The sequence below is a fragment of the Pseudomonas sp. ACN5 genome (assembly GCF_002303975.1).
GTDB lineage: Bacteria > Pseudomonadota > Gammaproteobacteria > Pseudomonadales > Pseudomonadaceae > Aquipseudomonas > Aquipseudomonas laurylsulfatiphila.
This window is the reverse complement of sequence record NZ_MRCP01000002.1, coordinates 496,717-520,407: the sequence shown is the minus strand read 5'-3', so window position 1 is coordinate 520,407 and position 23,691 is coordinate 496,717. Positions and strand designations below refer to the sequence as shown.

At 60.6% G+C, this 23,691-nt stretch carries 20 protein-coding genes; 13 read left to right on the top strand and 7 right to left on the bottom strand.

Translation table 11 applies throughout. The annotated features are described in order from the left end of the window. Positions 1 to 9 precede the first annotated feature (9 nt). The 5 genes from BSF40_RS05635 to aspA form a co-directional block, all read right to left on the bottom strand. On the bottom strand, positions 10 to 1,041 hold the full coding sequence (locus tag BSF40_RS05635) for a histone deacetylase family protein (RefSeq protein WP_095964366.1): 1,032 nt from the start codon (positions 1,039 to 1,041) through the stop codon (positions 10 to 12). 262 nt (positions 1,042 to 1,303) lie between these two features. Continuing rightward, on the bottom strand, positions 1,304 to 2,302 hold the full coding sequence (locus BSF40_RS05630) for an AraC family transcriptional regulator (RefSeq protein ID WP_095964365.1): 999 nt from the start codon (positions 2,300 to 2,302) through the stop codon (positions 1,304 to 1,306). 160 nt (positions 2,303 to 2,462) lie between these two features. Continuing rightward, positions 2,463 to 3,467: an asparaginase gene (locus BSF40_RS05625; protein ID WP_095964364.1), complete on the bottom strand. Its 1,005-nt coding sequence runs from the start codon at positions 3,465 to 3,467 to the stop codon at positions 2,463 to 2,465. Positions 3,468 to 3,640: 173 nt separating this feature from the next. Beyond that, entirely contained in the window at positions 3,641 to 5,089 is a 1,449-nt protein-coding gene (locus tag BSF40_RS05620) for a sodium:alanine symporter family protein (RefSeq protein ID WP_095964363.1), read from the bottom strand. A 530-nt stretch (positions 5,090 to 5,619) separates the two neighbouring features. Further along, positions 5,620 to 7,044: an aspartate ammonia-lyase gene (gene aspA / locus BSF40_RS05615; RefSeq protein WP_003229645.1), complete on the bottom strand. Its 1,425-nt coding sequence runs from the start codon at positions 7,042 to 7,044 to the stop codon at positions 5,620 to 5,622. A 180-nt stretch (positions 7,045 to 7,224) separates the two neighbouring features. Here aspA and BSF40_RS05610 point away from each other — a divergent pair, with 180 nt between their 5' ends. From BSF40_RS05610 to BSF40_RS05590, 5 genes are all read left to right on the top strand, one after another. After that, the gene (locus BSF40_RS05610; protein WP_095964362.1) at positions 7,225 to 8,142 is read left to right on the top strand and encodes a LysR substrate-binding domain-containing protein; all 918 of its coding nucleotides are present in this window, start codon (positions 7,225 to 7,227) and stop codon (positions 8,140 to 8,142) included. A 332-nt stretch (positions 8,143 to 8,474) separates the two neighbouring features. Continuing rightward, positions 8,475 to 8,966: a 5-(carboxyamino)imidazole ribonucleotide mutase gene (gene purE / locus BSF40_RS05605; RefSeq protein ID WP_007971731.1), complete on the top strand. Its 492-nt coding sequence runs from the start codon at positions 8,475 to 8,477 to the stop codon at positions 8,964 to 8,966. An 11-nt stretch (positions 8,967 to 8,977) separates the two neighbouring features. Beyond that, positions 8,978 to 10,060 carry a 5-(carboxyamino)imidazole ribonucleotide synthase gene (locus tag BSF40_RS05600; RefSeq protein ID WP_095964361.1) on the top strand — a complete coding sequence of 361 codons (1,083 nt, stop codon included), beginning with the start codon at positions 8,978 to 8,980 and terminating at the stop codon, positions 10,058 to 10,060. Positions 10,061 to 10,161: 101 nt separating this feature from the next. Beyond that, complete coding sequence (locus BSF40_RS05595) at positions 10,162 to 10,407, top strand: GlsB/YeaQ/YmgE family stress response membrane protein (RefSeq protein WP_095964360.1); 246 nt, start codon at positions 10,162 to 10,164, stop codon at positions 10,405 to 10,407. 87 nt (positions 10,408 to 10,494) lie between these two features. Further along, a complete protein-coding gene (locus BSF40_RS05590) occupies positions 10,495 to 11,031 on the top strand; it encodes a DUF3299 domain-containing protein (RefSeq protein WP_095964444.1) in 537 nt (178 codons plus the stop codon). A gap of 116 nt (positions 11,032 to 11,147) precedes the next feature. Here the strand turns inward: BSF40_RS05590 and BSF40_RS05585 are convergent, their stop codons facing one another. Next, positions 11,148 to 12,047: a D-hexose-6-phosphate mutarotase gene (locus BSF40_RS05585; RefSeq protein WP_095964359.1), complete on the bottom strand. Its 900-nt coding sequence runs from the start codon at positions 12,045 to 12,047 to the stop codon at positions 11,148 to 11,150. A gap of 68 nt (positions 12,048 to 12,115) precedes the next feature. After that, the gene (locus BSF40_RS05580) at positions 12,116 to 12,520 is read right to left on the bottom strand and encodes an acyl-CoA thioesterase (protein WP_007942704.1); all 405 of its coding nucleotides are present in this window, start codon (positions 12,518 to 12,520) and stop codon (positions 12,116 to 12,118) included. A 363-nt stretch (positions 12,521 to 12,883) separates the two neighbouring features. Between BSF40_RS05580 and BSF40_RS05575 the strand changes: the two genes are divergently transcribed. The 8 genes from BSF40_RS05575 to BSF40_RS05540 all read left to right on the top strand — a co-directional run bounded on the left by BSF40_RS05575 (position 12,884) and on the right by BSF40_RS05540 (position 23,648). Next, entirely contained in the window at positions 12,884 to 14,182 is a 1,299-nt protein-coding gene (locus BSF40_RS05575; protein ID WP_095964358.1) for an MFS transporter, read from the top strand. Positions 14,183 to 14,424: 242 nt separating this feature from the next. Continuing rightward, positions 14,425 to 15,426 (top strand): phosphate ABC transporter substrate-binding protein PstS, encoded by a 1,002-nt coding sequence (locus tag BSF40_RS05570; RefSeq protein WP_015097393.1) that lies wholly within the window; start codon positions 14,425 to 14,427, stop codon positions 15,424 to 15,426. Positions 15,427 to 15,837: 411 nt separating this feature from the next. Then, positions 15,838 to 17,871, top strand: a complete 2,034-nt coding sequence (locus BSF40_RS05565) for an ABC transporter permease subunit (protein WP_172435673.1) — start codon at positions 15,838 to 15,840, stop codon at positions 17,869 to 17,871. Positions 17,872 to 17,886: 15 nt separating this feature from the next. Then, a complete protein-coding gene (pstA, locus tag BSF40_RS05560; protein ID WP_095964356.1) occupies positions 17,887 to 19,557 on the top strand; it encodes a phosphate ABC transporter permease PstA in 1,671 nt (556 codons plus the stop codon). 180 nt (positions 19,558 to 19,737) lie between these two features. Beyond that, complete coding sequence (gene pstB, locus BSF40_RS05555; protein ID WP_095964355.1) at positions 19,738 to 20,571, top strand: phosphate ABC transporter ATP-binding protein PstB; 834 nt, start codon at positions 19,738 to 19,740, stop codon at positions 20,569 to 20,571. Positions 20,572 to 20,680: 109 nt separating this feature from the next. After that, positions 20,681 to 21,442, top strand: coding sequence for a phosphate signaling complex protein PhoU (gene phoU, locus BSF40_RS05550; RefSeq protein WP_095964354.1), 762 nt, complete (start codon positions 20,681 to 20,683; stop codon positions 21,440 to 21,442). Positions 21,443 to 21,610: 168 nt separating this feature from the next. Next, positions 21,611 to 22,513: a response regulator gene (locus BSF40_RS05545; protein ID WP_095964353.1), complete on the top strand. Its 903-nt coding sequence runs from the start codon at positions 21,611 to 21,613 to the stop codon at positions 22,511 to 22,513. Positions 22,514 to 22,751: 238 nt separating this feature from the next. Continuing rightward, positions 22,752 to 23,648 (top strand): peptidoglycan DD-metalloendopeptidase family protein, encoded by an 897-nt coding sequence (locus BSF40_RS05540; RefSeq protein WP_095964352.1) that lies wholly within the window; start codon positions 22,752 to 22,754, stop codon positions 23,646 to 23,648. Positions 23,649 to 23,691 lie beyond the last annotated feature (43 nt).

Here is a 23,691-nt window from a genome sequence, read left to right as displayed (position 1 = left end):
TTCTAATCCTCATTGGGCGCTTTCGAAACCTTCGAGAACGTTCACGGCGTTGATGCCGATTTCTTCTACCGCGTAGCCGCCTTCCATCACGAACAGCGTCGGTTTGCCGAGAGCCGCAATGCGCTTGCCCATGGCCAGGTAATCCGGGCTGTCGAGTTTGAATTGCGAGATCGGATCGTCCTTGAACGTGTCGACGCCCAGGGAGACCACGACGATGTCGGCGCCGTAGCTTTCGATCTCTTTGCAGGCCTGTTCCAGCGCCGCGCTCCAGGTGTCCCAGCCCGAACCTGCGGCCAGAGGATAGTTGAAGTTGAAGCCCTCGCCGGGGCCCTCGCCCAATTCGTCTTCATAGCCGAGGAAGAACGGAAACTCGGCTTCCGGGTGGCCATGGATCGAGGTGAACAGCACGTCGCTGCGTTCGTAGAAGATCGACTGCGTGCCGTTGCCATGGTGGTAATCGACGTCGAGGATCGCGACCTTTTTGTGGCCCTGATCGAGGAACGCCTGAGCGGCGATGGCCGCGTTGTTGAGGTAGCAATAACCCCCCATCAAATCGCTGGCGGCGTGGTGTCCCGGTGGACGGCACAGGGCGAAGGCCGAACGGGCGCCGCGCTGGATTTCCGCCTGGGCGGTGAGGGCGACTTGCGCTGCGCTGTACGCCGCCTGCCAGGTACCGGCGGTGATCGGGGCGCCGCCATCGAAGCTGTAGTAACCGAGTTCGCCATGCAGGCTGGTGGGTTTGATCCGGCGCAGGGTACGGGCCGGCCAGGTGTAGGGCAGCAAGTCACCGTCGGTGTTGAACTCGGTCCAGCGTGCCCAGGCGCCTTTGAAGAAGTCGAGGTAGTCGCGGCTGTGGATGCGTTCGATCGGTCCGAGGCCGAAATCCTTCGGCGCTTCGACAGGGCCGAGATTTTGATTTTGCACCCGTGCCAGCACGTGGTCGGCACGCGAAGGCATTTCGAAGCAGGGCTTGAGTTGCCCGTCTATCAATTCACAACGGCCGTGGTGCAAGTGGTGATCGTTCGAGTAGATCGTCAGCATTTTGTTGTTCTCCGCAGGCTGATTCGGTTGAACACAGTCTTGCGGCACGGACGATTTCGGAGAACGGCAGGAAAGGCCAAAAGGGGATCGATATGGCCAAAACATTTGACCGAAATTCGCCCCTTGCTCACGGCTGAGTTCCGGGTGAGTGCATGAAATGCTAAACCTGTGGGAGCGGGCTTGCCCGCGAAAGCGGTGTTTCAGCCAATGGAGATGTATCGGTTGTACCGGCCTCTTCGCGGGCAAGCCCGCTCCCACAGGGTTATCCGTGTGGCCGAAACTGGCTGGGCGCCACACCACTCCAGCGTACGAACGCATGGCGAAAACTCGCGGTCTCGCTGAAGCCCAGCGCCTCGGCAATCTGGTAGATCGGCAATTGATCCTCACACAGCATTTGCTTGGCCTGTTCGAAGCGCAGTTCGTCGAGCAACTCCTGATAACTGCAGCCCATGTCCTTGAGATGTCGACGCAAGGTTCGCGCCGAGCAATTCATCTGCTCGGCCAGGCCCTCCAGCCCTGGCGCCGCATTCAATTGCGCGCTGAGCAATTGGCGGATCCGTCCGAGCCAGGCCTGACGCCCGGTGAACTCAATGTTCTGTTTGCGGCAGCGCTCGGCCATGGCTTGATGGGTGATGACATCGGCCAGCGGCAACGGTTGGTCGAGCCAGCGTTTGTCGAAGGCGAAGGCATTGTTGCGCGCGCCGAAATCCAGCGGGCAGTTGAAGTGTTCGGCGTAGCTCGGTTCGTAGTCGGGTGCGGCATGTTCGAAGCGTGCGCCGAGCAAGGGCAGGGGATGGCCAAGCAGGTCGTCGCAGGTGACTTTCAGCGACACGAGACAGAATTCGGCGTTGAACACTGCCATGGCCGGGCTCTCGCGGTAATCGGCGGCGGCGAACCAGATGCGCTCGCCGTCGTCCTCCAGGCTCAGCTCGAAAAGTGTTCCCAGCAGCGCCGGGTAGCGTATCGCCAGGCGCAATGCGTCACCGAAGGTGGCACTGGTGAGCAGGGCGTAACCGAGCATGCCGTAGCAGGAAACGTGCATCCGCCGACCCAGTTCCAGGCCGATATCGCGCTTGAGGGCAACGGCGTTGGCACAGACCTGCATCTCTTGATTGGTGGTGATGCGCGTGTCGGCCCGGTTCAGATCCGCCGCACTGATGCCGCTGCCGGCCAGCAGCGCTTCACTTGAAAGTCCATCGGCCTTGAAGGCATCGAGCACCAGGGAGACGGCATTGAGGGTGGTGAGGTGGGAGTGGAGCATGAGGACTTCCAGCCTTGGGATGCTGGAATGAGGAGCAAGTTGTGTGCCGACGACCCCTGTGGGAGCGGGCTTGCTCGCGAAATCGGTCGGCCTGTCACATCAATGCTGGATGTGCCGCCGCCTTCGCGAGCAAGCCCGCTCCCACAGGTTTTGTGTTTTGTCAGCTTAGCTCGCCGCAAAGGTCGAGTTCGACAAGCCGACGGACTTCGTCCGTTTCAAGCCCTGCGCCCAGCAGTGCATGCAACTTGCCGAATGCCGCTTCACGGGTCATGCCGCCACCGGACAGCACACCGACACCGCGCAAGCGACTGCCTGCCTCATAGACGTCCAGTTCAACCCCGCCTTCGTGGCATTGCGTGACTGCCACCACCACCACGCCCTTGTCCCGCGCATGGCCGAGGCTGGCGAGGAACTCCGGGTTGTCGCTCGGCCCGGTGCCGCTGCCGTAGCACTCCAGCACCAGGCCTTGAATGCCGCTGTCGAGCAGGCCATCGAGGATCTCGGCAGCGATGCCAGGGAACAGCGGCAACACCGCAACCTTCGCCAGTTGTTTTGCCTGGTTGTAGTTCAACGCTGCTGGCAGCGAAGAGGCTTTCACACCGCCGCCCTGACGCTCCAGGCGCTTGAACGGATGACGGCCAAAACTGCGAACCTTGGCGCAACGGGTCGGGTCCAGCAGTTCGCCGTGGAAGTACAGATGCACACCCGGCGCGAGGCCTTGGCCCAGTGCAACCAGCGCGCCGCCGAGGTTCTCCCAGGCGTCGCTGTCGGTGACACCGGCCGGCAGCATGGAGCCGGTAAAACACACGCGGGCATGCAGGCCGAGCAACTGGAAGCTCATGGCGGCGGCACTATAGGCCAGCGTGTCGGTGCCATGCAGGATCAGCACGCTGTCGCAGCCCTGAACATCCACCGCATCGACCACCGCTTCACGCAACTGCTGCCAGTACGTCGGGGTCATGTTGGCGCTGTCGATCAGCGGCGACATCTCGCGAAAACGCCACTGCGGCACGACAAGTTCGGGCTGGCTGTGCAGGTATTCGCGCATCCGCGCTTCAAAGCCGGACGCCGGCGCAAGGCCGTTGGCGCTGGCTTGCATGCCAATGGTACCGCCGGTGTAGAGCACCATGACGTGCTGGGCGGCAGGATAGGTCGACGAATTCATGGAGGTTCTCCGAAACAATGACTGCCATTGTGGGAGCGGGCTGGCTCGCGAAGAGGTCAGTACATTCAACGCAGGTGTTGGCTGAACGTCCGTCTTCGCGAGCAAGCCCGCTCCCACAATGGATTTGCGCACTCTAGCTGACGGGCGCAAGGGATGCGCCCGCTTTTTACCGATCAGCGTTGCACTGCGGTCACGCCTTGCGGCTCAGCCTGACTCTGCGCGGCGGCTGGCGGGTTGGCCGGCCATGCCTGGCGATCCAGATCCAGGTCCGGGAACTTCGCGGAGTCGAACACCGGAGTCTTGATGCCAGCGGCGCGCTGGTCATCGTAGTCACGCAGGATGCGCATGCCGACCTTGAACAGCAGGAACAGCGCGATCAGATTGACGAACGCGAGCATGGTCATGGTGATGTCGGCGAAGGCAAATACGGTACCGAGGTTTTCGATGGCGCCCCAGAAGATCAGCACCAGTACCAGCGCGCGATAGCCCATCAGCGCCTTGCGGTTTTCACCGATCAGAAAGCGCAGGTTGCTCTCGCCCAGGTAGTAGTTGTAGAGGATCGAGGTGAACACGAACAACGCCAGGGCCACGGAGATGAACATCCGGCCCCAGTCACCGACCACGGCGGCCAGCGAGTTCTGGGTCAGGGCAATGCCGTCGCCTTCGAAGCCCGGGGTGTAGAAGCCCGAAAGCAGGATCAGCAATGCGGTGCAGGTGCAGATCACGAAGGTGTCGAGGAACACGCTGAACGCTTGAACCACGCCTTGCGCCACCGGGTGCTCGACCGCCGCCACAGCCGCCACGTTCGGCGCACTGCCCAGGCCTGCTTCGTTGGCGAACACGCCACGTTTCACGCCCATGACGATAGCGCTGCCGATCAGGCCACCGAAGGCCTGGTCCAGACCGAAGGCGCTCTTGACGATGGTCATCAGCATGCCCGGCACCTGGTCGAATTGCAGCACGATCACGTAAATGGTCACGCCGATGTACACCAGGGTTTTCACCGGTACCAACAGGTCGGCAACCTTGGCGATGCGCTTGATCCCGCCGATGAACACCAGACCCAGCAGCACGGCCAGACCGATGCCGGTGTAAGTGGTATCGAGGCCGAACGCGTTGTTCAGCGAATGGGTCACGGCGTGTGCTTGCAGGCCGTTGAAGGCGAAGCCGAACGTCACCAGCAACAGGAACGCCATGAGCATGCCCAGCCAGCGTTTCTGCAGACCGTGCTGGATGTAGTAGGACGGGCCGCCACGGAAGGTGCCGTCGGAGTCAGTGCGCTTGTACAACTGACCGAGGGAGCATTCGAAGAAGCTGCTGGACATGCCGACCAGTGCGGTCACCCACATCCAGAACACCGCGCCAGGCCCGCCGAGTGTCACGGCGATGCCGACACCGGCAATGTTGCCCGCACCGACGCGGCCGGCGAGGCTGAGCATCAGGGCCTGGAATGAACTGAGTTGCCCGGCGCTGCTTTTGAGGCTGTCGCGGAACACCGCGAACATGTGGAAGAAGTGACGCAATTGAACGAAACGCGAGCGGATCGTGAAGTAGCTACCGAGCCCGACAATGAGCACGATCAGTACTTTCCCTGAGAGGAAGTCGTTAATGACTTCGAGCATGGATTATTCCTCGCTGTTTTTTGTGTTGGCAAATGCTTGCCGGGCAGACACATCGAGTTACACCGGTGGGCGCACGGCACAACGGTCGGTTCGAAGTTCGTCCCGGTTTCATATCGCGGGTTTGTTATTAGTTCGGGTTTCGCATGGGTTGTGGTCTCGCTACCGACGACCGCTCACGCGAAGAGGGGCGGCACTATACCGATGACAGTGCCGTCCGTCTGCACGGTTGTGGTGCATGCGGTGAAACGAAGCCCTTGAAACACCTGACATTTTTGCTGTCAGGCTATGTGGGAGCTGCTCTGGGTGGGAGCGGGCCTGCTCGCGAAAGCGGTGTATCAGACACATCATTGTTGAATGTGCCGCCGCCTTCGCGAGCAAGCCCGCTCCCACATTGGTCAGTCCCCAGACATACGGTTTTCACTGGCAAACAGTTAAAAAAAAGGGCCTGGAGAATGATCTCCAAGCCCTCAAAAGGTGAGAGGTGTCTAGTCCCTCGACCTGGTGAGCGGTGCTACAAGTAACGCGTCGGGTTAGGCCTTCAGGGGCACCAGACGCGGAGCAATCATGTTTTCCGGGCGCAGGATGTCGGCGAGCATGGCTTCGTCGAGCAGACCTTCTTCGCGCACCAGTTCCAGCACACCGCGGCCGCTTTCGAGGGCGATACGGGCGATGCGGGTGGCGTTTTTGTAGCCGATGTACGGGTTCAGCGCGGTGACCAGGCCGATCGAGTGCTCGACCAGTTCACGGCAGCGTGCTTCGTTGGCGGTGATGCCGACGATGCAGTGCTCGCGCAGCATGTCCATGGCGCGTTGCAGCAGGCGGATCGAATCGAGGATCTTGAAGGCGATCAGCGGTTCCATCACGTTCAGTTGCAGCTGGCCGCCTTCGGCCGCCATGGTCAGCGCCAGATCGTTACCGATGACCTGGAAGGCCACCTGGTTAACGGCTTCCGGAATAACCGGGTTGACCTTACCGGGCATGATCGAGCTGCCTGGCTGACGCGCTGGCAGGTTGATTTCGTTGATGCCGGTGCGTGGGCCGCTGGACAGCAGGCGCAGGTCGTTGCAGATCTTCGACAGCTTGACCGCAGTACGCTTGAGCATGCCGGAGAACAGCACGAAGGCGCCCATGTCGGAGGTGGCTTCGATCAGGTCGGCGGCCGGAACCAGCGGCTGACCGCTGATCAGGGCCAGGCGCTGTACAGCCAAGGCCTGATAGCGCGGGTCGGCGTTGATGCCGGTGCCGATCGCGGTGCCGCCCAGGTTCACTTCAGTCAGCAGTTCCGGGGCCAGTGTCTTCAGACGGGCCAGGTCTTCGCCCATGGTGGTGGCGAAAGCACGGAACTCTTGACCCAGGGTCATCGGTACGGCGTCTTGCAGTTGGGTACGACCCATCTTCAGGACGTGGTTGAATTCTTCACCCTTGGCCGCGAACGCCTGAATCAGGCTGTCGAGGCTGGCGAGCAGGGCGTCGTGACCGAGCAACAGACCCAGACGGATCGCCGTCGGGTAGGCGTCGTTGGTCGACTGCGCCATGTTCACGTCGTCGTTCGGGTGCAGGTACTGGTATTCGCCTTTCTGGTGACCCATGGCCTCCAGCGCGATGTTGGCGATCACTTCGTTGGCATTCATGTTGGTCGAAGTGCCAGCGCCGCCTTGAATCATGTCCACCACGAACTCTTCGTGGAAGTCGCCGCGGATCAGACGTGCACAGGCTTCGCTGATGGCAGCGTGCTTGGCTTCGCTCAGGTGACCCAGCTCACGGTTGGCGTCAGCAGCGGCCTGTTTGACCATGGCCAGACCGACAACCAGTTTCGGGTAGTGCGAAATCGGAACGCCCGAAAGGCGGAAGTTGTTCACCGCTCGCAGGGTCTGGATACCGTAATACGCTTGAGCCGGTACTTCGAGGGCGCCAAGCAGGTCATTTTCTGTGCGGAATGATGCAGCGGAGGACATGATAGAAATCATCTCAATATGGACCCGGGCTGTGCCGGAACGCTGTGAATGCTAGGCTTGTGCAGGATTTTGGGCCAATGCTGTTAAACACTAGCCTATGCACATTCGGCATAATGCCCGTGTGACGCCGGCTTGACGGCGAGCGTGTGACCTAAATTGGTGCGTGTCCGGGAGGGCGTGATGAATCTGGAAAGCAAATGGCTGGAGGACTTTAGTGCCCTGGCTGCCACCCGCAGCTTCTCCCAGGCAGCCGAACGGCGCTTCGTGACGCAACCGGCGTTCAGCCGGCGAATCCGCAGCCTGGAGGCGGCGCTGGGGCTGACCTTGGTCAATCGCTCGCGCACGCCGATCGAACTGACGGCGGCGGGACAATTGTTTCTGGTCACGGCACGCACCGTGGTCGAGCAACTCGGCGAAGTATTGCGCCATCTGCATCATCTGGAGGGCGGGCAGGGCGAAGTGATGCAGGTAGCGGCCGCACACTCCCTGGCGCTCGGTTTCTTTCCGCGGTGGATTGCCCAGTTGCGCAACGAAGGCTTGAACATCGCCACGCGACTGGTGGCGACGAACGTCGGCGATGCAGTGCATGCCTTGCGCGAAGGCGGTTGCGATCTGATGCTGGCCTTCTATGATCCGGACGCCGCGATGCAGATGGACCCGGAAATCTTCCCCTCCCTGCACCTTGGCCACACAGAAATGCTGCCGGTTTGCGCGGCGGACGGCGACGGCAAGCCGTTGTTCGATCTGGAAGGCGAAGCCAGCGTACCGCTGCTGGCTTATAGCGCCGGTGCATTTCTCGGCCGCTCGGTGAACATGCTGCTGCGCCAACGGGCGCTGCGCTTCACCACGATCTACGAAACCGCCATGGCCGACAGCCTGAAAAGCATGGCCCTGGAAGGCCTGGGCATTGCCTGGGTGCCACAGCTCAGCGTGCGCGCCGAACTGGCGCGCGGTGAACTGGTGGTCTGCGGCGGCCCGCAATGGCATGTGCCGCTGGAAATTCGCCTGTACCGCTGTGCGTTGGTACGCAAGGCCAACGTGCGATTGCTCTGGCGCAAACTCGAAGGTGGCGCGGCGCAGGGCACGACCGGTTCCTGAATACCATGAAACCCCAATGTGGGAGCGGGCTTGCTCGCGAAGAGGCTGGTACATTCAACATCGATGTTGATTGAACCACCGCTTTCGCGAGCAAGCCCGCTCCCACAGGAAATTCGAGGTGTATTCCATTGACCTTCAAGTCAATAAAATCGGGGCTTTGCGGCAGATGACAGATGGTCGCAACGGGGGCTGTTTATTGGCTTCATTGAGGTATACTGCGCGGCCTTCGGCCGGTTACGACTGGCCATAATTCGTACAATCAAGCCACGCATCCTGCGTGGCTTGTTGTTTTTTGATGCGCCTGCGGGCGCCCAGAGAGAAGAGGCACGACGATGAGTGCACTGGTTGGCGTGATCATGGGCTCCAAGTCCGATTGGTCCACCCTTAGCCACACCGCCGATATGCTGGAAAAGCTCGGCATCCCTTACGAGGTGAAAGTGGTTTCTGCCCACCGCACCCCGGACCTGCTGTTCCAGTACGCCGAAGAGGCTGAAGCACGGGGCATCGAGGTGATCATCGCCGGTGCCGGTGGCGCGGCCCACTTGCCAGGCATGTGTGCAGCCAAGACCCACTTGCCGGTGCTGGGCGTACCCGTTCAGTCCGCAATGCTTTCGGGCGTTGATTCGCTGCTGTCCATTGTGCAGATGCCAGCAGGCATTCCGGTTGCCACCCTGGCTATCGGCAAGGCCGGTGCGATCAACGCAGCGCTGCTGTCGGCGAGTATCCTTGGCGCCAAGCACCCGCAGTTCCATGCGGTGCTGAAAACCTTCCGTGCTGAGCAGACAGACAGCGTCCTGGAAAATCCAGACCCACGCATCGCCTGAGGTTGTTGACGATGAAGATCGGTGTAATCGGTGGCGGCCAGTTGGGTCGCATGTTGGCGTTGGCGGGCACTCCGCTGGGCATGAACTTCGCTTTTCTGGACCCGGCGCCGGATGCTTGCGCAGCCGCGTTGGGCGAACACCTGCGAGCCGACTACGGCGATCAGGATCACCTGCGCCAGCTGGCCGATGAAGTCGATCTGGTGACTTTCGAGTTCGAAAGCGTTCCGGCGGAAACCGTCGCGTTCCTCTCGCAATTCGTCCCCGTCTACCCGAGCGCCGAAGCCTTGCGCATCGCCCGCGACCGCTGGTTCGAGAAGAGCATGTTCAAGGACCTGGGGATTCCTACCCCGGCGTTCGCTGACATCCAGTCCCAGGCCGACCTGGACGCCGCTGTGGCCTCCATCGGCCTGCCGGCGGTGCTCAAGACCCGTACCCTGGGTTACGACGGCAAGGGCCAGAAAGTCCTGCGTACCCCTGAAGATGTGGTCGGCACCTTCGCCGAGCTGGGTAGCGTGGCCTGCCTGCTGGAAGGCTTCGTGCCGTTCACCGGTGAAGTCTCGCTGATCGCCGTGCGTGCCCGCGACGGTGAAACCCGCTTCTACCCGTTGGTGCACAACACCCACGAAAGCGGCATCCTCAAGCTGTCTGTGGCCAGCACCGATCACCCGTTGCAAGCTCTGGCCGAAGACTACTCCAGCCGTGTGCTCAAGCAGTTGGATTACGTCGGCGTGATGGCGTTCGAGTTCTTCGAAGTCGACGGTGGCCTCAAGGCCAACGAAATCGCCCCGCGCGTGCACAACTCCGGGCACTGGACCACCGAAGGCGCCGAGTGCAGCCAGTTCGAAAACCACCTGCGGGCCGTTGCCGGCCTGCCGTTGGGTTCGACGGCCAAGGTCGGCGAAAGCGCGATGCTCAACTTCATCGGCAAAGTGCCAGAGACCGAGAAGGTCCTGACCATCGCCGATTGCCATTTGCATCACTATGGCAAGGCGTTCAAGGTCGGCCGCAAGGTCGGTCACGCCAACCTGCGTTGTGCAGACCGCGAGACGCTGGCTGCGCAGATCCTCAAGGTCGAAGCGCTCATCGCCGAATAGTTTCATGTGGCAGCGGCGGAACCATTCAGGGGCCGCCGTTCTCTCATGGCAGGATGCCAAAGTCTGGCTAGGCTATAGCCAATCAATCAGAGGGAAATGCCATGGGAATTATCGGAACCATCTTTATCGGCTTGATCGTCGGTCTGCTGGCTCGGTTCCTGAAACCGGGCGATGACAGCATGGGCTGGATCATGACGATCCTGCTCGGTATCGGCGGTTCGCTGGCGGCCACCTATGGCGGCCAAGCCCTGGGTATCTATCAGGCTGGCCAAGGTGCAGGCTTCATCGGGGCGCTGGTGGGCGCCGTTGTGTTGCTGGTGGTCTACGGGCTGATCAAAAAGAACTGATCCAGACGATAAAGCCCTCTCCGCCAAGCCGGTCGGGAGGGCTAGAATGTTCGGCGTTTCCTGTTCTTCCCTTTGCCGAGCACCTTCATGCGCCGTCTTTTACTGACTCTTGTATTACTGGGTACGGGCCTTGCCCATGCCGGCGAACTGCCAGAAACCGACTGGCTCGAATTGATGCCCAAGTCGGACCAGAAGGCCCTCGAGGCCATGCCCGAAATCGACCACAATTCCCCTGAAGCCAATGGCACCTTCACCGACAAAGGCGGGATGAAGCAGGCCAAAGGCTTGCCGGCGGTGATGTACTCGACCAAGACCGTTGCGTCGATGAACGACAGAAACATCCGCATTGGCGGTTATCCAGTGCCGCTGGAGTCCGACGCCAAAGGCCGCAGTACGTTGTTCTTCCTGGTGCCGTACCCGGGTGCCTGCATCCACGTGCCGCCACCGCCACCCAATCAACTGGTGCTGGTGCGTTATCCCAAGGGCTTGAAGCTGGATGATATCTACACGCCGCTGTGGGTGACCGGCACGCTGAAGATCGAAAAGGTCAGCAATGACCTGGCGGATGCGGCGTATGCGCTGGATGCGCAGAAGGTGCGGGTGGTGGAAGAGTCAGACTTGTAGAGATGTAAATGTGGGAGCGGGCTTGCTCGCGAAGAGGGAGTGTCAGTCGCCATCAATGCTGACTGATACACCGCTTTCGCGAGCAAGCCCGCTCCCACATTGGTTTCAGGTGTTATTTAGAGCGGCGCGCTACCGATGCTGACACCCAAGGTGTGGCTAGCACCTGCTGCGAGCGTCACCACATCGCCCATCACGTTCGCCGTCTCGATGCACAGCATGCGCTGCCAACCGTCGTCGGCCATGTCGCTGAACGCAGCGGCGCGGTCGATCCACGGGTTCCAGATCACTGCCGTGCGCGATCCGCTGCTGGTCAGTACGATGCGCCGTTCCCAGGCTGGATCGACGATGCTCAACTGTGGCGGGGCGTTGAGGTAGATGCGGTCGGTCTCGCCGGTAAAATGCAGATCACCGGTCTGGGTGACGGTTTTCCAGTTATCCAGGGTTTCGATGTAGTTGAGACCGTCCACACCTTCGACGCGCACATCACGCACATCGCTGACGGCAAAGTAGCTGTGCAGCGCCTGGCTGATGCTGACGGTATCAGTGCCCCGGTTGTGGCTGGTCAGCTGGATGTGTAATTGCTCATCGAGGCGAATGGTCATAGTCAAATCCACCTGGTGCGGCCAGCCAGGGAAGCCGCCTTCGGGGTAGGGCAGCAGGAATTCGACCTTCAGGCTTTCGCCTTCGGCTTCGATGCCGCCCAGTTCCCAATCCATCGCTCGCACGAAGCCGTGAGCCGACGGCGCGTCATTGCTGACACGCATCGCCTTGACACTTTGCGGGTTGCGGTCGAAGACACCGAACCACGGCCAGCACACCGGTACGCCGGCGCGGATGCTCTTGCCGGTCTTGAATACGGCCTCGTCGTTGAGCCAGATCAGCGGCGGCTGGCCGGCCAGCTGATAGCTGAGGATGTGCGCACCTTGCTGGGCCACCAGTAATTCGGCCTGACCGTGGCGGATGCGCCAGCAGTTCAGTTCATCCAGTTTTACGGCTTCAACATTGGGCGTGCTCATGGGACAGCTCTCGATCAGTAACGTGGACGACTATCGACCGCAAAACGGCTACCAGGTTTAGAAACTCTTTATCGAGCCCTGGGCGGAACCGAGCGGGTACGACCGCTGCCGTCGATGGCAACGAACACAAACACCGCTTCGGTTACTTTACGCCACTCGCTGGACAGTGGATCGTCGCTCCAGACCTCGACCATCATCTTGATCGAGCTGCGGCCGATTTCCAGGGCCTGGGTATAAAAGGAAAGCTGAGCGCCCACCGCCACCGGAACCAGAAATGCCATGCGGTCGATTGCAACGGTGGCAACGCGCCCGCCGGCGACCTTGCTGGCCATCGCAGTGCCTGCCAAATCCATCTGCGCCACCAGCCAGCCGCCGAAAATGTCGCCAAAGCCGTTGGTTTCGCGAGGGAGCGCGGTGATTTGCAGGGCCAGGTCGCCTTGCGGGATCGGATCTTCTTGTTCGAGCTCTATCATGCCGGGGGTGCCTCTGACCCGTGACTCTTCGTTGGTATTGCTGGTGGTAGCCGTCTTCGGGAAAAACGATTCAGCACCGAACATACTGCGTTCGTCACGTTTTCCATAAGGCGCCTAAAGGGAAACTCTGCGAAATCGCCTATGAACCTGACAGGCGTTTTCGCACAGCAACCCTCAAAAACCGGAGCAAGGCTGCGAGTATATCGGTCGGTAGACTCCGCGACGACCGTCCGGTTCTCATTTTGACCGTCAAAAACGCACCTCTATGTGCTTTTTCGAACAATTTGCTATCGTGCCGGACCTGCCCAGGCCTCAACCAGCGTTGTTGAGGTTGCAGATCCGACTATAAGAGAAGCCCTTGCCATGACCACAGCGCCCTCGAGCATCGCGCAGCCAGACCAACCCGCACGTCCGCTGACCCGCAACGACTACAAGACACTATCGCTGTCTGCCCTGGGCGGTGCGCTGGAGTTCTACGACTTCATCATCTTCGTGTTCTTCGCCACGGTGGTGGGCAAGCTGTTCTTCCCGGTGGACATGCCAGAGTGGCTACGCCTGATGCAGACCTTCGGCATCTTCGCCGCCGGCTACCTGGCGCGGCCGCTGGGCGGCATCGTGATGGCGCATTTCGGCGACCTGCTAGGCCGCAAGAAAATGTTCACCCTGAGCATTTTCATGATGGCCGTGCCGACCCTGATCATGGGGTTGTTGCCGACCTATGCGCAGATCGGCATGTGGGCACCGATCCTGTTGCTGCTGATGCGGGTGATCCAGGGCGCGGCCATTGGCGGTGAGGTGCCGGGGGCGTGGGTCTTCGTTTCCGAACACGTGCCGCAGCGTCATATCGGCTACGCCTGTGGCACCCTGACCAGCGGTCTGACGGCGGGCATCCTGCTCGGCTCGCTGGTCGCCACGGCGATCAACAGCCTCTATACCCCGGTGGAAGTGTCGGATTACGCCTGGCGGATCCCGTTCCTGCTGGGCGGCGTGTTCGGACTGTTCTCGGTGTACCTGCGTCGCTGGCTGCACGAAACCCCGGTGTTCGCCGAGCTGCAACAGCGCAAGGCCCTGGCCGAAGAGGTGCCGCTGCGCGCGGTGCTGCGTGACCATCGTGGCGCCATCGCCATTTCGATGCTGCTCACCTGGCTGCTGTCTGCCGCCATCGTGGTCTTGATCCTGATGACGCCGACTGTGTTGCAGACGGTCTATCACTTCTCGCCCACCACGTCCTTGCAGGCGAACAGCCTGGCGATCGTCTTCCTGAGCTTTGGCTGCATCATCGCCGGCGCGCTGGCGGATCGCTTCGGCGCAGGGCGAGTCTTCGTCCTGGGCTGCGCTGCATTGCTGGCCAGCTCCTGGACCTTCTACCACAGCCTGGCCGACCATCCGGACTGGCTGTTCCCGCTGTATGCGCTGACCGGTCTGCTGGTCGGCACTATCGGCGCGGTGCCTTACGTGATGGTCAAGGCTTTCCCGCCGGTAGTGCGTTTCAGCGGCTTGTCGTTCTCCTACAACGTGGCCTACGCCATTTTCGGTGGTCTGACGCCGATGATCGTCAGCCTGCTGCTCAAGGAAAGCCCGATGGGGCCTGCTTATTATGTGGCGGTGCTGTGTGGGGTCGGGATTCTGGTGGGGGCATATCTCTGGAAAAAAGGGCGCTAAGCGGCCTTTCTCAGCGACTGCACTGACGCCTTCGCGAGCAAGCCCGCTCCCACATTGGTTCTGTATTCGCCGCAGATCCCCTGTGGGAGCGGGCTTGCTCGCGAAGAACGATAACGCGGTATTACCTGGAAACACTGAATACTGGCCTTTCATCCAATTGTCATATTTCAGCCATAGAGTGTTCACACGGCCTGCTGATACTTGGCCCCGACTTAACACACCCTATCTGCTAGGAGTAAGGCATGAAACTGAAGCGTTTGATGGCGGCAATGACTTTTGTCGCTGCTGGCGTTGCGACTGCCAACGCGGTTGCCGCTGTTGACCCTGCTATCCCGAGCTACACCAAGACCACTGGTGTGTCGGGCAACCTGTCCAGCGTCGGCTCCGATACCCTGGCCAACCTCATGACCCTCTGGGCTGAGAACTACAAGAAAGAATACCCGAACGTAAACATCCAGATTCAGGCCGCCGGTTCTTCTACCGCACCACCTGCGCTGACAGAAGGCACCGCTAACCTGGGCCCGATGAGCCGCAAGATGAAGGACAACGAGCTGCAAGCCTTCGAAACCAAGTATGGCTACAAGCCAACCGCTATTCCGGTTGCCGTGGACGCCTTGGCCGTATTCGTGCACAAGGACAACCCTATCAAGGGTCTGACCATGGCTCAGGTCGACGCGATTTTCTCCTCGACTCGTCTGTGCGGTGCCAAGACCGATGTCAAAACCTGGGGTGACCTGGGCGTGACCGGTGACCTGGCCAACAAGCCAGTTCAACTGTTTGGTCGTAACTCGGTATCCGGTACCTACGGCTACTTCAAGGAAGAAGCCCTGTGCAAGGGCGACTTCAAGCCAAACGTCAACGAACAGCCAGGTTCGGCTTCGGTTGTGCAGTCGATCAGCAGCTCGCTGAACGGCGTCGGCTACTCGGGCATTGGGTACAAGACTGCCAGCGTGAAAACCGTTGCCCTGGCCAAGAAAGATGGCGGTGAATTCATCGAAGACACCGAAGAAAACGCCCTGAACGGCAAGTACCCGCTGTCCCGCTTCCTGTACGTTTACGTCAACAAAGCCCCGAACAAGCCTCTGGCCCCGCTGGAAGCCGAGTTCGTGAAACTGGTTCTGTCGAAACAGGGCCAGGAAGTTGTAGTGAAAGACGGCTACATCCCACTGCCAGCCAAGGTTGCTGCAAAAGCTCTGGCTGACCTGGGTCTCGCGGAAGGCGGCGCTGAAGTCGCAAAAAAGTAACAAATTGAGTCCGAGGTGAACCCCTCGGACTCACATGGGGGCGGCAGGAGTCGCCCCCATACACCTCTAATTCTCTATCCACTGCTGGTTACCGCCAGCGGCGGATTTGTTGCGTCACTGCATTGTCATCTTTCTGTCATACAGGATCGCTAGGGTGTGCGCATGAATGATCTGGCCAATTCCAACATGACTACTAATCCCCCCAAGCGAATTGACTTCAATACGCCTGAGCTACAACGCAAGCGTCGCATCCGCGCGCTCAAGGATCGCTTCACCCGCTGGTACGTCCTTATCGGCGGCCTGGCGGTGCTGGCAGCCATCACACTGATCTTCTTCTTCCTTGCCTACATTGTCGCGCCCCTGTTCCAGGGTGCCAGTCTGACCGCCAAGGACGCTATTACGCCAGCCTGGATGCAAGACGCCGGCAAGCCGCTGATGATCTCCCTGGAAGAGCAGAACCAGGTGGCGATGCGGGTTTCCGACAAGGGCCAGGCATTGTTCTTCGACATCGACAGTGGCGCCGAACTCAAGCGCGTCGATTTGCCGGTTCCGGCCGGCACCACCGTGACCTCCATCGGTGAAGACCAGCCAGGCCACCCGCTGGTGGCGGTGGGTCTGTCCAACGGTCAGGCACTGGTATTCCGTCACACCTATAAAGTCAGCTACCCGGAAGGCAAGAAAACCATCACCCCGGCCGTCGAGTACCCGTATGGCGAAGCGCCAATCGCGGTGAACGAGGCGGGTGGTACGCTGGAGCACGTCAGCCTCAACGCCAACGATTCGACCCTGATGCTGGTGGGCTCTACCGGTTCGCAACTCAATGTTCTGTCGCTGACCAGCGAAGAGAACATGATGACCGGCGAAGTCACCAACGAGCAGAAGCGCATCGAGCTGCCGCAGATGACCGAGCCGGTGAAGAGCATCTTCGTCGACCCGCGTCAGCAGTGGCTGTACGTGATCAACGGGCGTGCCCAGGCTGACGTGTTCAGCTTGCGCGACAAGAGCCTCAACGGTCGCTACAAACTGCTTGAAGACGGTGAAGCGCAAGTCACCGCCAGCACCCAGCTGGTGGGCGGCATCTCGCTGATCATCGGCGATTCCAAGGGTGGCCTGGCCCAGTGGTTCATGGCCCGCGATCCCGATGGCGAACAACGTCTGAAGCAGATTCGCACCTTCCAGATGGGCACTACGCCGATCGTTGAAATCACCGCCGAAGAGCGCCGCAAGGGCTTCGTTGCCCTGGACGCTTCCGGCAAGCTTGGCGTGTTCCACAGCACTGCCCACCGCACCTTGCTGGTGGAGCCCGTCGCTGAAGGCCAGGGCGTTTTCGGTCTGTCGCCTCGCGCCAACCGCGTAATCGTTGAAGCCGGCGGCAAGCTGCATCCGCTGCTGCTCGACAACCCGCACCCGGAAGTGTCGTGGAGCGCGTTGTGGAGCAAGGTCTGGTACGAGAACTACGACGAGCCTAAATACGTCTGGCAATCGACCGCCGCCAACACCGACTTCGAACCCAAGCTGAGCCTGTCACCGCTGACCTTCGGTACCCTGAAAGCCGCGTTTTACGCCATGTTGCTGGCCGCTCCACTGGCCGTTGCCGCTGCGATCTACACCGCGTACTTCATGGCCCCGGGCATGCGCCGCAAGGTCAAGCCGGTGATCGAATTGATGGAAGCGATGCCGACGGTGATCCTCGGTTTCTTCGCCGGTCTGTTCCTCGCACCTTATGTTGAAGGACACTTGCCGGGCATCTTCAGCCTGCTGATGCTGCTGCCGATCGGCATCCTGGTCGCCGGTTTCACCTTCAGCCGCCTGCCTGAGTCGATCCGCCTGAAAGTCCCGGACGGTTGGGAAAGTGCGCTGCTGATTCCGGTGATCCTGTTTGTGGGTTGGCTGTCGCTGTACATGAGTCCGTTCATGGAGAACTGGTTCTTCGGCGGCGACATGCGCATGTGGATCTCCCACGACCTGGGCATCACCTACGATCAGCGCAACGCTCTGGTGGTCGGCCTGGCCATGGGCTTCGCGGTCATCCCGAACATCTACTCCATCGCCGAAGACGCTGTGTTCAGCGTGCCGCGTGGCCTGACCCTGGGCTCCCTGGCCCTCGGTGCCACGCCGTGGCAGACCATGACTCGCGTGGTGATCCTCACCGCGAGCCCGGGCATCTTCTCGGCGCTGATGATCGGCATGGGCCGTGCGGTCGGGGAAACCATGATCGTGCTGATGGCCACCGGTAACACCCCGGTCATGGAAATGAACCTGTTCGAAGGCCTGCGCACCCTGGCGGCCAACGTTGCGGTGGAAATGCCCGAGTCGGAAGTCGGCGGCAGCCACTACCGCGTGCTGTTCCTCTCGGCGCTGGTGCTGCTGTTGTTCACCTTCGTCATGAACACCCTCGCAGAACTGATTCGTCAGCGTCTGCGCAAGAAATACTCGTCGCTTTAAGAAAGGTAGAAGTCTGTGAAACAGAACTCCCTGAAAGGATGGTTCAAGAGCGGCGCCCCCGGCGTCTGGATCAGCGGTGGCGCGGTATCCATCGCGGTCATCATGACCATTGGCCTGCTGGCAGTGATTGCCGTGCGCGGCCTGGGTCACTTCTGGCCGGCGGATCTGATCCACGCCAGCTACGACGTACCGGGCCAGGGCCAGCACCTGGTGATCGGCGAAATCGTACAGAAGGAAGAAGTGCCACGTGCCCGTCTGAAGAGCGCCGGCCTGCCGGTGCCTGACGAAGGCCCTGAGTTCATGACTCGCGAGCTGATCAAGGTCGGCAACCGTGACCTGAACGGCAACGACTTTACCTGGGTCGTCGGCGAGTGGCTGACCAACCAGACGACGCCGCCGGAGTTGATGGCGATCGAGCGGCGTGAGTGGGGCAACTTCTACGGTTACCTGGTCAACGTCAAACAGGACGGCAAGGTTGTCGCTGAAGGCGAAGCCGCATGGCCTGAGTTGCAAGCCCGTGTCGATCGCGTGAACAAGCTGGCCGCACAGCTCAAGAGCCTGGAAAAAACCGACATCGGCGCGATCAACGCCGGTCTTGAGCGCGTTCGCCTGCACGGTCGCAAGCTGGAGCTGGATGGCAAGCTCGACGCCGCCGCACAAGCGGACATGGAATCGGAGCGCGCCGAACTCAATGCCCGCTATCAGGATGTTGAAGCGCGCCTGAACGATCTGCATGCGCAGTTCAACCGCGACAGCCTGACCGCCCGCGATGCGAACGGTAAGGAAATCGAAATCGGCATCGGCAAGGTGGTTCACGCCTACCAGCCGAACGCCATGAGCACGACCACCAAGATCGGTTTCTACTTCAGCAAGGTCTGGGAGTTCCTGAGCGACGACCCGCGTGAAGCGAACACCGAGGGCGGTATCTTCCCGGCCATTTTCGGCACCGTGATGATGACCCTGATCATGGCGATGATCGTGACCCCGTTCGGCGTGCTGGCGGCGGTGTACCTGCGTGAATACGCCAAGCAGAACACCCTGACCCGGGTGATCCGCATCGCGGTGAACAACCTGGCCGGTGTTCCGGCCATCGTTTACGGGGTGTTCGGCCTGGGTTTCTTCGTCTATGTGCTGGGCGGCTCGCTCGACCGTCTGTTCTTCCCGGAAGCCTTGCCGGCGCCGACCTTTGGCACGCCGGGCCTGCTCTGGGCTTCGCTGACCCTGGCGCTGCTGGCAGTGCCGGTGGTGATCGTGGCCACTGAAGAAGGCCTGGCGCGGATTCCTCGCACCGTGCGTGAAGGCTCGTTGGCCCTCGGCGCGACCAAGGCTGAAACCTTGTGGAAGATCGTATTGCCGATGGCCAGCCCGGCGATGATGACCGGCATGATCCTCGCCGTGGCTCGTGCCGCGGGTGAAGTGGCGCCGCTGATGCTGGTGGGTGTGGTGAAACTGGCGCCGTCGTTGCCGGTGGACGGTAACTACCCGTATCTGCACCTGGACCAGAAGATCATGCACCTGGGCTTCCACATCTATGACGTCGGCTTCCAGAGCCCGAACGTCGAAGCCGCACGACCGCTGGTATACGCCACGGCGCTGTTGCTGGTGCTGGTGATCGCGACGCTGAACCTGTCGGCCGTCTACATCCGCAACCACCTGCGCGAGAAGTACAAAGCTTTGGACAGCTGATTTCCAATGTGGGAGCGGGCTTGCTCGCGAAAGCGGTGGGTCAGGCAACATTGATGTTGAATGTGCCGGCCTCTTCGCGAGCAAGCCCGCTCCCACACTGGACCGCGTCCACCGGAATATTGATGGGAACTGCAATTAAGCAGCGTTCCGAACCGAATTTGTTAGCACAGGGAGCCTCCCATGCAGCACGAAGCACATACCCACGGCATCAACATGTCGGCACTGGGTCGCGATAAACAGAGCCTGAGCCTCGAGCAGGAAACCGTAGCCATCGAAGTACCTGGCCTGAGCCTGTACTACGGTGAGAAGCAAGCGCTGTACGACGTCAGCATGAACATTCCGAAACAGCGCGTGACCGCCTTCATCGGCCCGTCCGGCTGTGGCAAGTCGACGCTACTGCGCACCTTCAACCGCATGAACGACCTGGTGGATGGCTGCCGCGTCGAGGGCGAGATCAACCTGTACGGCAACAACATCTACCGCAAGGGCGAAGACGTGGCCGAGCTGCGTCGTCGCGTCGGCATGGTGTTCCAGAAGCCCAATCCGTTTCCGAAAACCATCTACGAAAACGTGGTTTACGGCCTGCGCATTCAGGGCATCAACAAGAAGCGCGTGCTCGACGAAGCCGTCGAGTGGGCACTCAAGGGCGCGGCGCTGTGGGACGAAGTCAAAGATCGCCTGCATGAGTCGGCACTGGGCCTGTCCGGTGGTCAGCAGCAGCGTCTGGTGATCGCCCGCACCATCGCCGTTGAGCCGGAAGTGTTGCTGCTCGACGAACCCTGCTCGGCACTCGACCCGATCTCCACGCTGAAAGTCGAAGAGTTGATCTACGAACTGAAATCCAAGTTCACCATCGTGATCGTGACCCACAACATGCAGCAGGCGGCGCGGGTTTCCGACTACACCGCGTTCATGTACATGGGCAAACTGGTGGAATTTGGCGACACCGACACCCTGTTCACCAATCCAGCGAAGAAGCAGACCGAAGACTACATCACGGGACGGTATGGCTAGGAACAGCTGCAAGCCGCAAGCTTCAAGCGGCAAGTAAGAGCGGTCCGAGTACGACACAACACAGCTTGCAGCTTGTAGCTTGCAGCTCACAGCTATCGCGGAGCAAAAGATGATTTCGAAGGAAGGCTTAACCCACCACATCTCTGCCCAGTTCAACGCCGAACTGGAGGAAGTGCGCAGCCACCTCCTGGCCATGGGCGGGCTGGTCGAGAAGCAGGTCAACGACGCGGTCACCGCGCTGATCGAGGCCGACTCCGGCCTGGCCCAGCAGGTGCGCGAGATCGACGACCAGATCAACCAGATGGAACGCAACATCGACGAAGAATGCCTGCGCATTCTGGCCCGTCGTCAGCCAGCAGCGTCCGACCTGCGACTGATCATCAGCATTTCCAAATCGGTGATCGACCTGGAGCGCATCGGTGACGAAGCGACCAAGATCGCCCGTCGCGCCATTCAGTTATGCGAAGAAGGCGAGGCACCGCGCGGTTACGTCGAAGTGCGCCACATCGGTGACCAGGTGCGCAACATGGTCCGTGATGCATTGGACGCCTTTGCCCGTTTCGATGCCGAGCTGGCCTTGTCGGTGGCGCAGTACGACAAGATCATCGACCGCGAATACAAGACTGCCCTGCGTGAGCTGGCGACCTACATGATGGAAGATCCGCGTTCTATCTCGCGGGTTCTGAGCATTATCTGGGTACTGCGTTCGCTGGAGCGTATCGGCGACCACGCGCGCAATATCTCGGAGCTGGTGATCTACCTGGTACGCGGCACCGACGTGCGGCATCTGGGGCTCAAGCGCATGAAGGAAGAAGTCGAAGGAACAACCGGCGAAACCGCTAATGTTCCGGGCAAAACTGACGATAAGTAAGGTTGCCCAAGTAAAGCGCCCGGCCTGTTGGCCGGGCGTTTTTGTTTGTGGCCTACGCATTCGAAAAGCAGCACCCGTGAACGAAAAGTCCGGCGTGACTGAAGGTTTTTTGGCAATGTGCCATCAGCAAGGCGGTATGCTGGCCGGGATTTTTTAAAGGGGTGGTGGATGAGTAAGGTCAGTGTGTTGGTCGTGGACGACGCGTCGTTCATTCGTGACCTGGTGAAAAAGTGCCTGCGCAATTATTTTCCGGGCATGCGGATCGAAGACGCGATCAACGGCAGAAAGGCCCAGGCCATGCTGGCCAAGGAAGCATTCGATCTGGTCCTGTGCGACTGGGAAATGCCGGAAATGTCCGGCCTGGAACTGCTGACCTGGTGTCGTGAGCAAGACAGCCTCAAAGCCATGCCTTTCGTGATGGTGACCAGCCGTGGCGACAAGGAGAACGTCGTCCAGGCGATCCAGGCCGGGGTATCCGGTTATGTCAGCAAGCCGTTCACCAACGAACAACTGATCACCAAGGTCAAGCAGGCGCTGCACAAGGTCGGCAAACTCGATGTCTTGACCAACGTAGCCGCGACCAAAACCAGCCCTGCATTCGCCAACGACTCCCTGGCCGCCCTGACCGCTGGCAAGGCCCCCGTCACCACGCCAACAGCCGCACCCGCACCGTCCAAAGGCTTGCTCAACAGCCCGCCGGTCAAGGCGCCTGCGGCTTCTTCAGCACCCGCCAGCGGCCGTGGCCAGGGTCAACTGCGTTTGCCGAACGGCATCCAGCAGTGCGTGATCAAGGCCCTGAGCCTCAAGGAGGCCCTGTTGGTGGTCAAGCGCACCGAGACCCTGCCGCAGATCCTCGACAGCGCCGTGCTGGACCTGGAGCAAGGCGACAATGCCGAAATCGCCCGCCTCAACGGCTATCTGCATGCTGTCGTGGCCCACGAACCGAAGCCCGACAGCGACTGGCTGCAACTGACCTTCCGCTTTGTCGATCAGGATGCGCAGAAGCTCGATTACATCTCGCGCCTGATTGCGCGGGGGACGGCGCAGAAGCACTTCATTCCTGGCGCTTGATACAGCGTATCTGCTTGTCCGCCTTCGCGAGCAAGTCGAGTCGTCGCACCGCCGCTCCCACATTTGAAATGCATTCCAATGTGGGAGCGGCGGTGCGACGACTCGACTTGCTCGCGAAGGGGCCATTGGCTTTGTCAAAAATCTTCTGAACGGCCCATTTTGAAACATCTGCCGACTACCCGGGTCCATAGCAGCTGCTAGGCTCCATCTCAGTTCCCACTCGACAGAATCCTTGCCCATGTTCACGCGCCTGCTGTTTTTCTGTGGCCTGTTCATGGTCGCCACCTCGGCCGTGGCCATGACCATCTACAAGTCCAAAGACGCCAATGGCGTGGTTTCCTACAGCGACCGCCCCAGCAAAGGCGCCCATGTGTTCGTTTTCCGCGATGGCATGGTCGAGCACCTTGAGCGTCAGGTGCGCCTCATCATCATGAAGAAGAAAGGCGTGCACAGCGTGTATGTGCGCAATGACCTGTATGCACCGGTAGAGGTCGAACTGAGTTTTGCCGGGGTAAAGAACGCCAGCGGTGTGCCGGGCAGGACGATTCGACGCGTGATACCGATGCGCAGCAGCGTTCGCCTGGCGCAGCTCACGGCGGCCAAAGGTGGAAGGCCGCTGGCGTACGTCCCGAAGTTCAAGTATTCCCTGGGCGACCCCTCAGGACCCACGGTGGGCTATCGGTACCCGTTGCCCTGGCGTGGCGGCCCGTTCCGGATCAGTCAGGGCGCCAATGGCCCCTATAGCCACTTTGGCCCCAAGAGCCGCTACGCCATAGACATCGCGATGCCTGAGGGCACGCCGATCATTGCCGCGCGAGGCGGGGTGGTGGTGAAGACCGAGAACAGACAGAGCGGGCGCGGCACCGATGCCTCCGGCAATTTCGTGCGGGTGCTGCACGATGACGGGACCATGGGTGTTTACCTGCACCTGAAGAAGGGCTCGGTCCGCGTTCGGGAAGGTCAGCGGGTAACGGTAGGCAGTGCTCTGGCGTTGTCCGGCAACACCGGCAACAGCACCGGGCCGCATTTGCACTTCGTGGTACAGCGCAATACCGGGTTGGGGCTGGTGTCGATTCCGTATCAGTTCAACCAGCCGGTCAGCGCGCTGCCCAACTTTGCGCTGGGCAGGAAGTGAGGCGTTTCCTGGTCTGACGCCATCGCGAGCAAGCTCGCTCCCA

Coding starts and splice junctions, on each gene's coding strand:
- BSF40_RS05620 (WP_095964363.1), bottom strand. CDS start 5,089: ATGCTCGAAGTCATTAACGACTTCCTCTCAGGGAAAGTACTGATCGTG.
- BSF40_RS05565 (WP_172435673.1), top strand. CDS start 15,838: ATGCAAGACGCCGGCAAGCCGCTGATGATCTCCCTGGAAGAGCAGAAC.
- BSF40_RS05590 (WP_095964444.1), top strand. CDS start 10,495: ATGCGCCGTCTTTTACTGACTCTTGTATTACTGGGTACGGGCCTTGCC.
- aspA (WP_003229645.1), bottom strand. CDS start 7,044: ATGTCCTCCGCTGCATCATTCCGCACAGAAAATGACCTGCTTGGCGCC.
- phoU (WP_095964354.1), top strand. CDS start 20,681: ATGATTTCGAAGGAAGGCTTAACCCACCACATCTCTGCCCAGTTCAAC.
- BSF40_RS05600 (WP_095964361.1), top strand. CDS start 8,978: ATGAAGATCGGTGTAATCGGTGGCGGCCAGTTGGGTCGCATGTTGGCG.
- BSF40_RS05570 (WP_015097393.1), top strand. CDS start 14,425: ATGAAACTGAAGCGTTTGATGGCGGCAATGACTTTTGTCGCTGCTGGC.
- BSF40_RS05625 (WP_095964364.1), bottom strand. CDS start 3,467: ATGAATTCGTCGACCTATCCTGCCGCCCAGCACGTCATGGTGCTCTAC.
- BSF40_RS05635 (WP_095964366.1), bottom strand. CDS start 1,041: ATGCTGACGATCTACTCGAACGATCACCACTTGCACCACGGCCGTTGT.
- pstB (WP_095964355.1), top strand. CDS start 19,738: ATGCAGCACGAAGCACATACCCACGGCATCAACATGTCGGCACTGGGT.
- BSF40_RS05575 (WP_095964358.1), top strand. CDS start 12,884: ATGACCACAGCGCCCTCGAGCATCGCGCAGCCAGACCAACCCGCACGT.
- BSF40_RS05610 (WP_095964362.1), top strand. CDS start 7,225: ATGAATCTGGAAAGCAAATGGCTGGAGGACTTTAGTGCCCTGGCTGCC.
- BSF40_RS05545 (WP_095964353.1), top strand. CDS start 21,611: ATGAGTAAGGTCAGTGTGTTGGTCGTGGACGACGCGTCGTTCATTCGT.
- BSF40_RS05630 (WP_095964365.1), bottom strand. CDS start 2,302: ATGCTCCACTCCCACCTCACCACCCTCAATGCCGTCTCCCTGGTGCTC.
- purE (WP_007971731.1), top strand. CDS start 8,475: ATGAGTGCACTGGTTGGCGTGATCATGGGCTCCAAGTCCGATTGGTCC.
- BSF40_RS05540 (WP_095964352.1), top strand. CDS start 22,752: ATGTTCACGCGCCTGCTGTTTTTCTGTGGCCTGTTCATGGTCGCCACC.
- BSF40_RS05585 (WP_095964359.1), bottom strand. CDS start 12,047: ATGAGCACGCCCAATGTTGAAGCCGTAAAACTGGATGAACTGAACTGC.
- BSF40_RS05580 (WP_007942704.1), bottom strand. CDS start 12,520: ATGATAGAGCTCGAACAAGAAGATCCGATCCCGCAAGGCGACCTGGCC.
- BSF40_RS05595 (WP_095964360.1), top strand. CDS start 10,162: ATGGGAATTATCGGAACCATCTTTATCGGCTTGATCGTCGGTCTGCTG.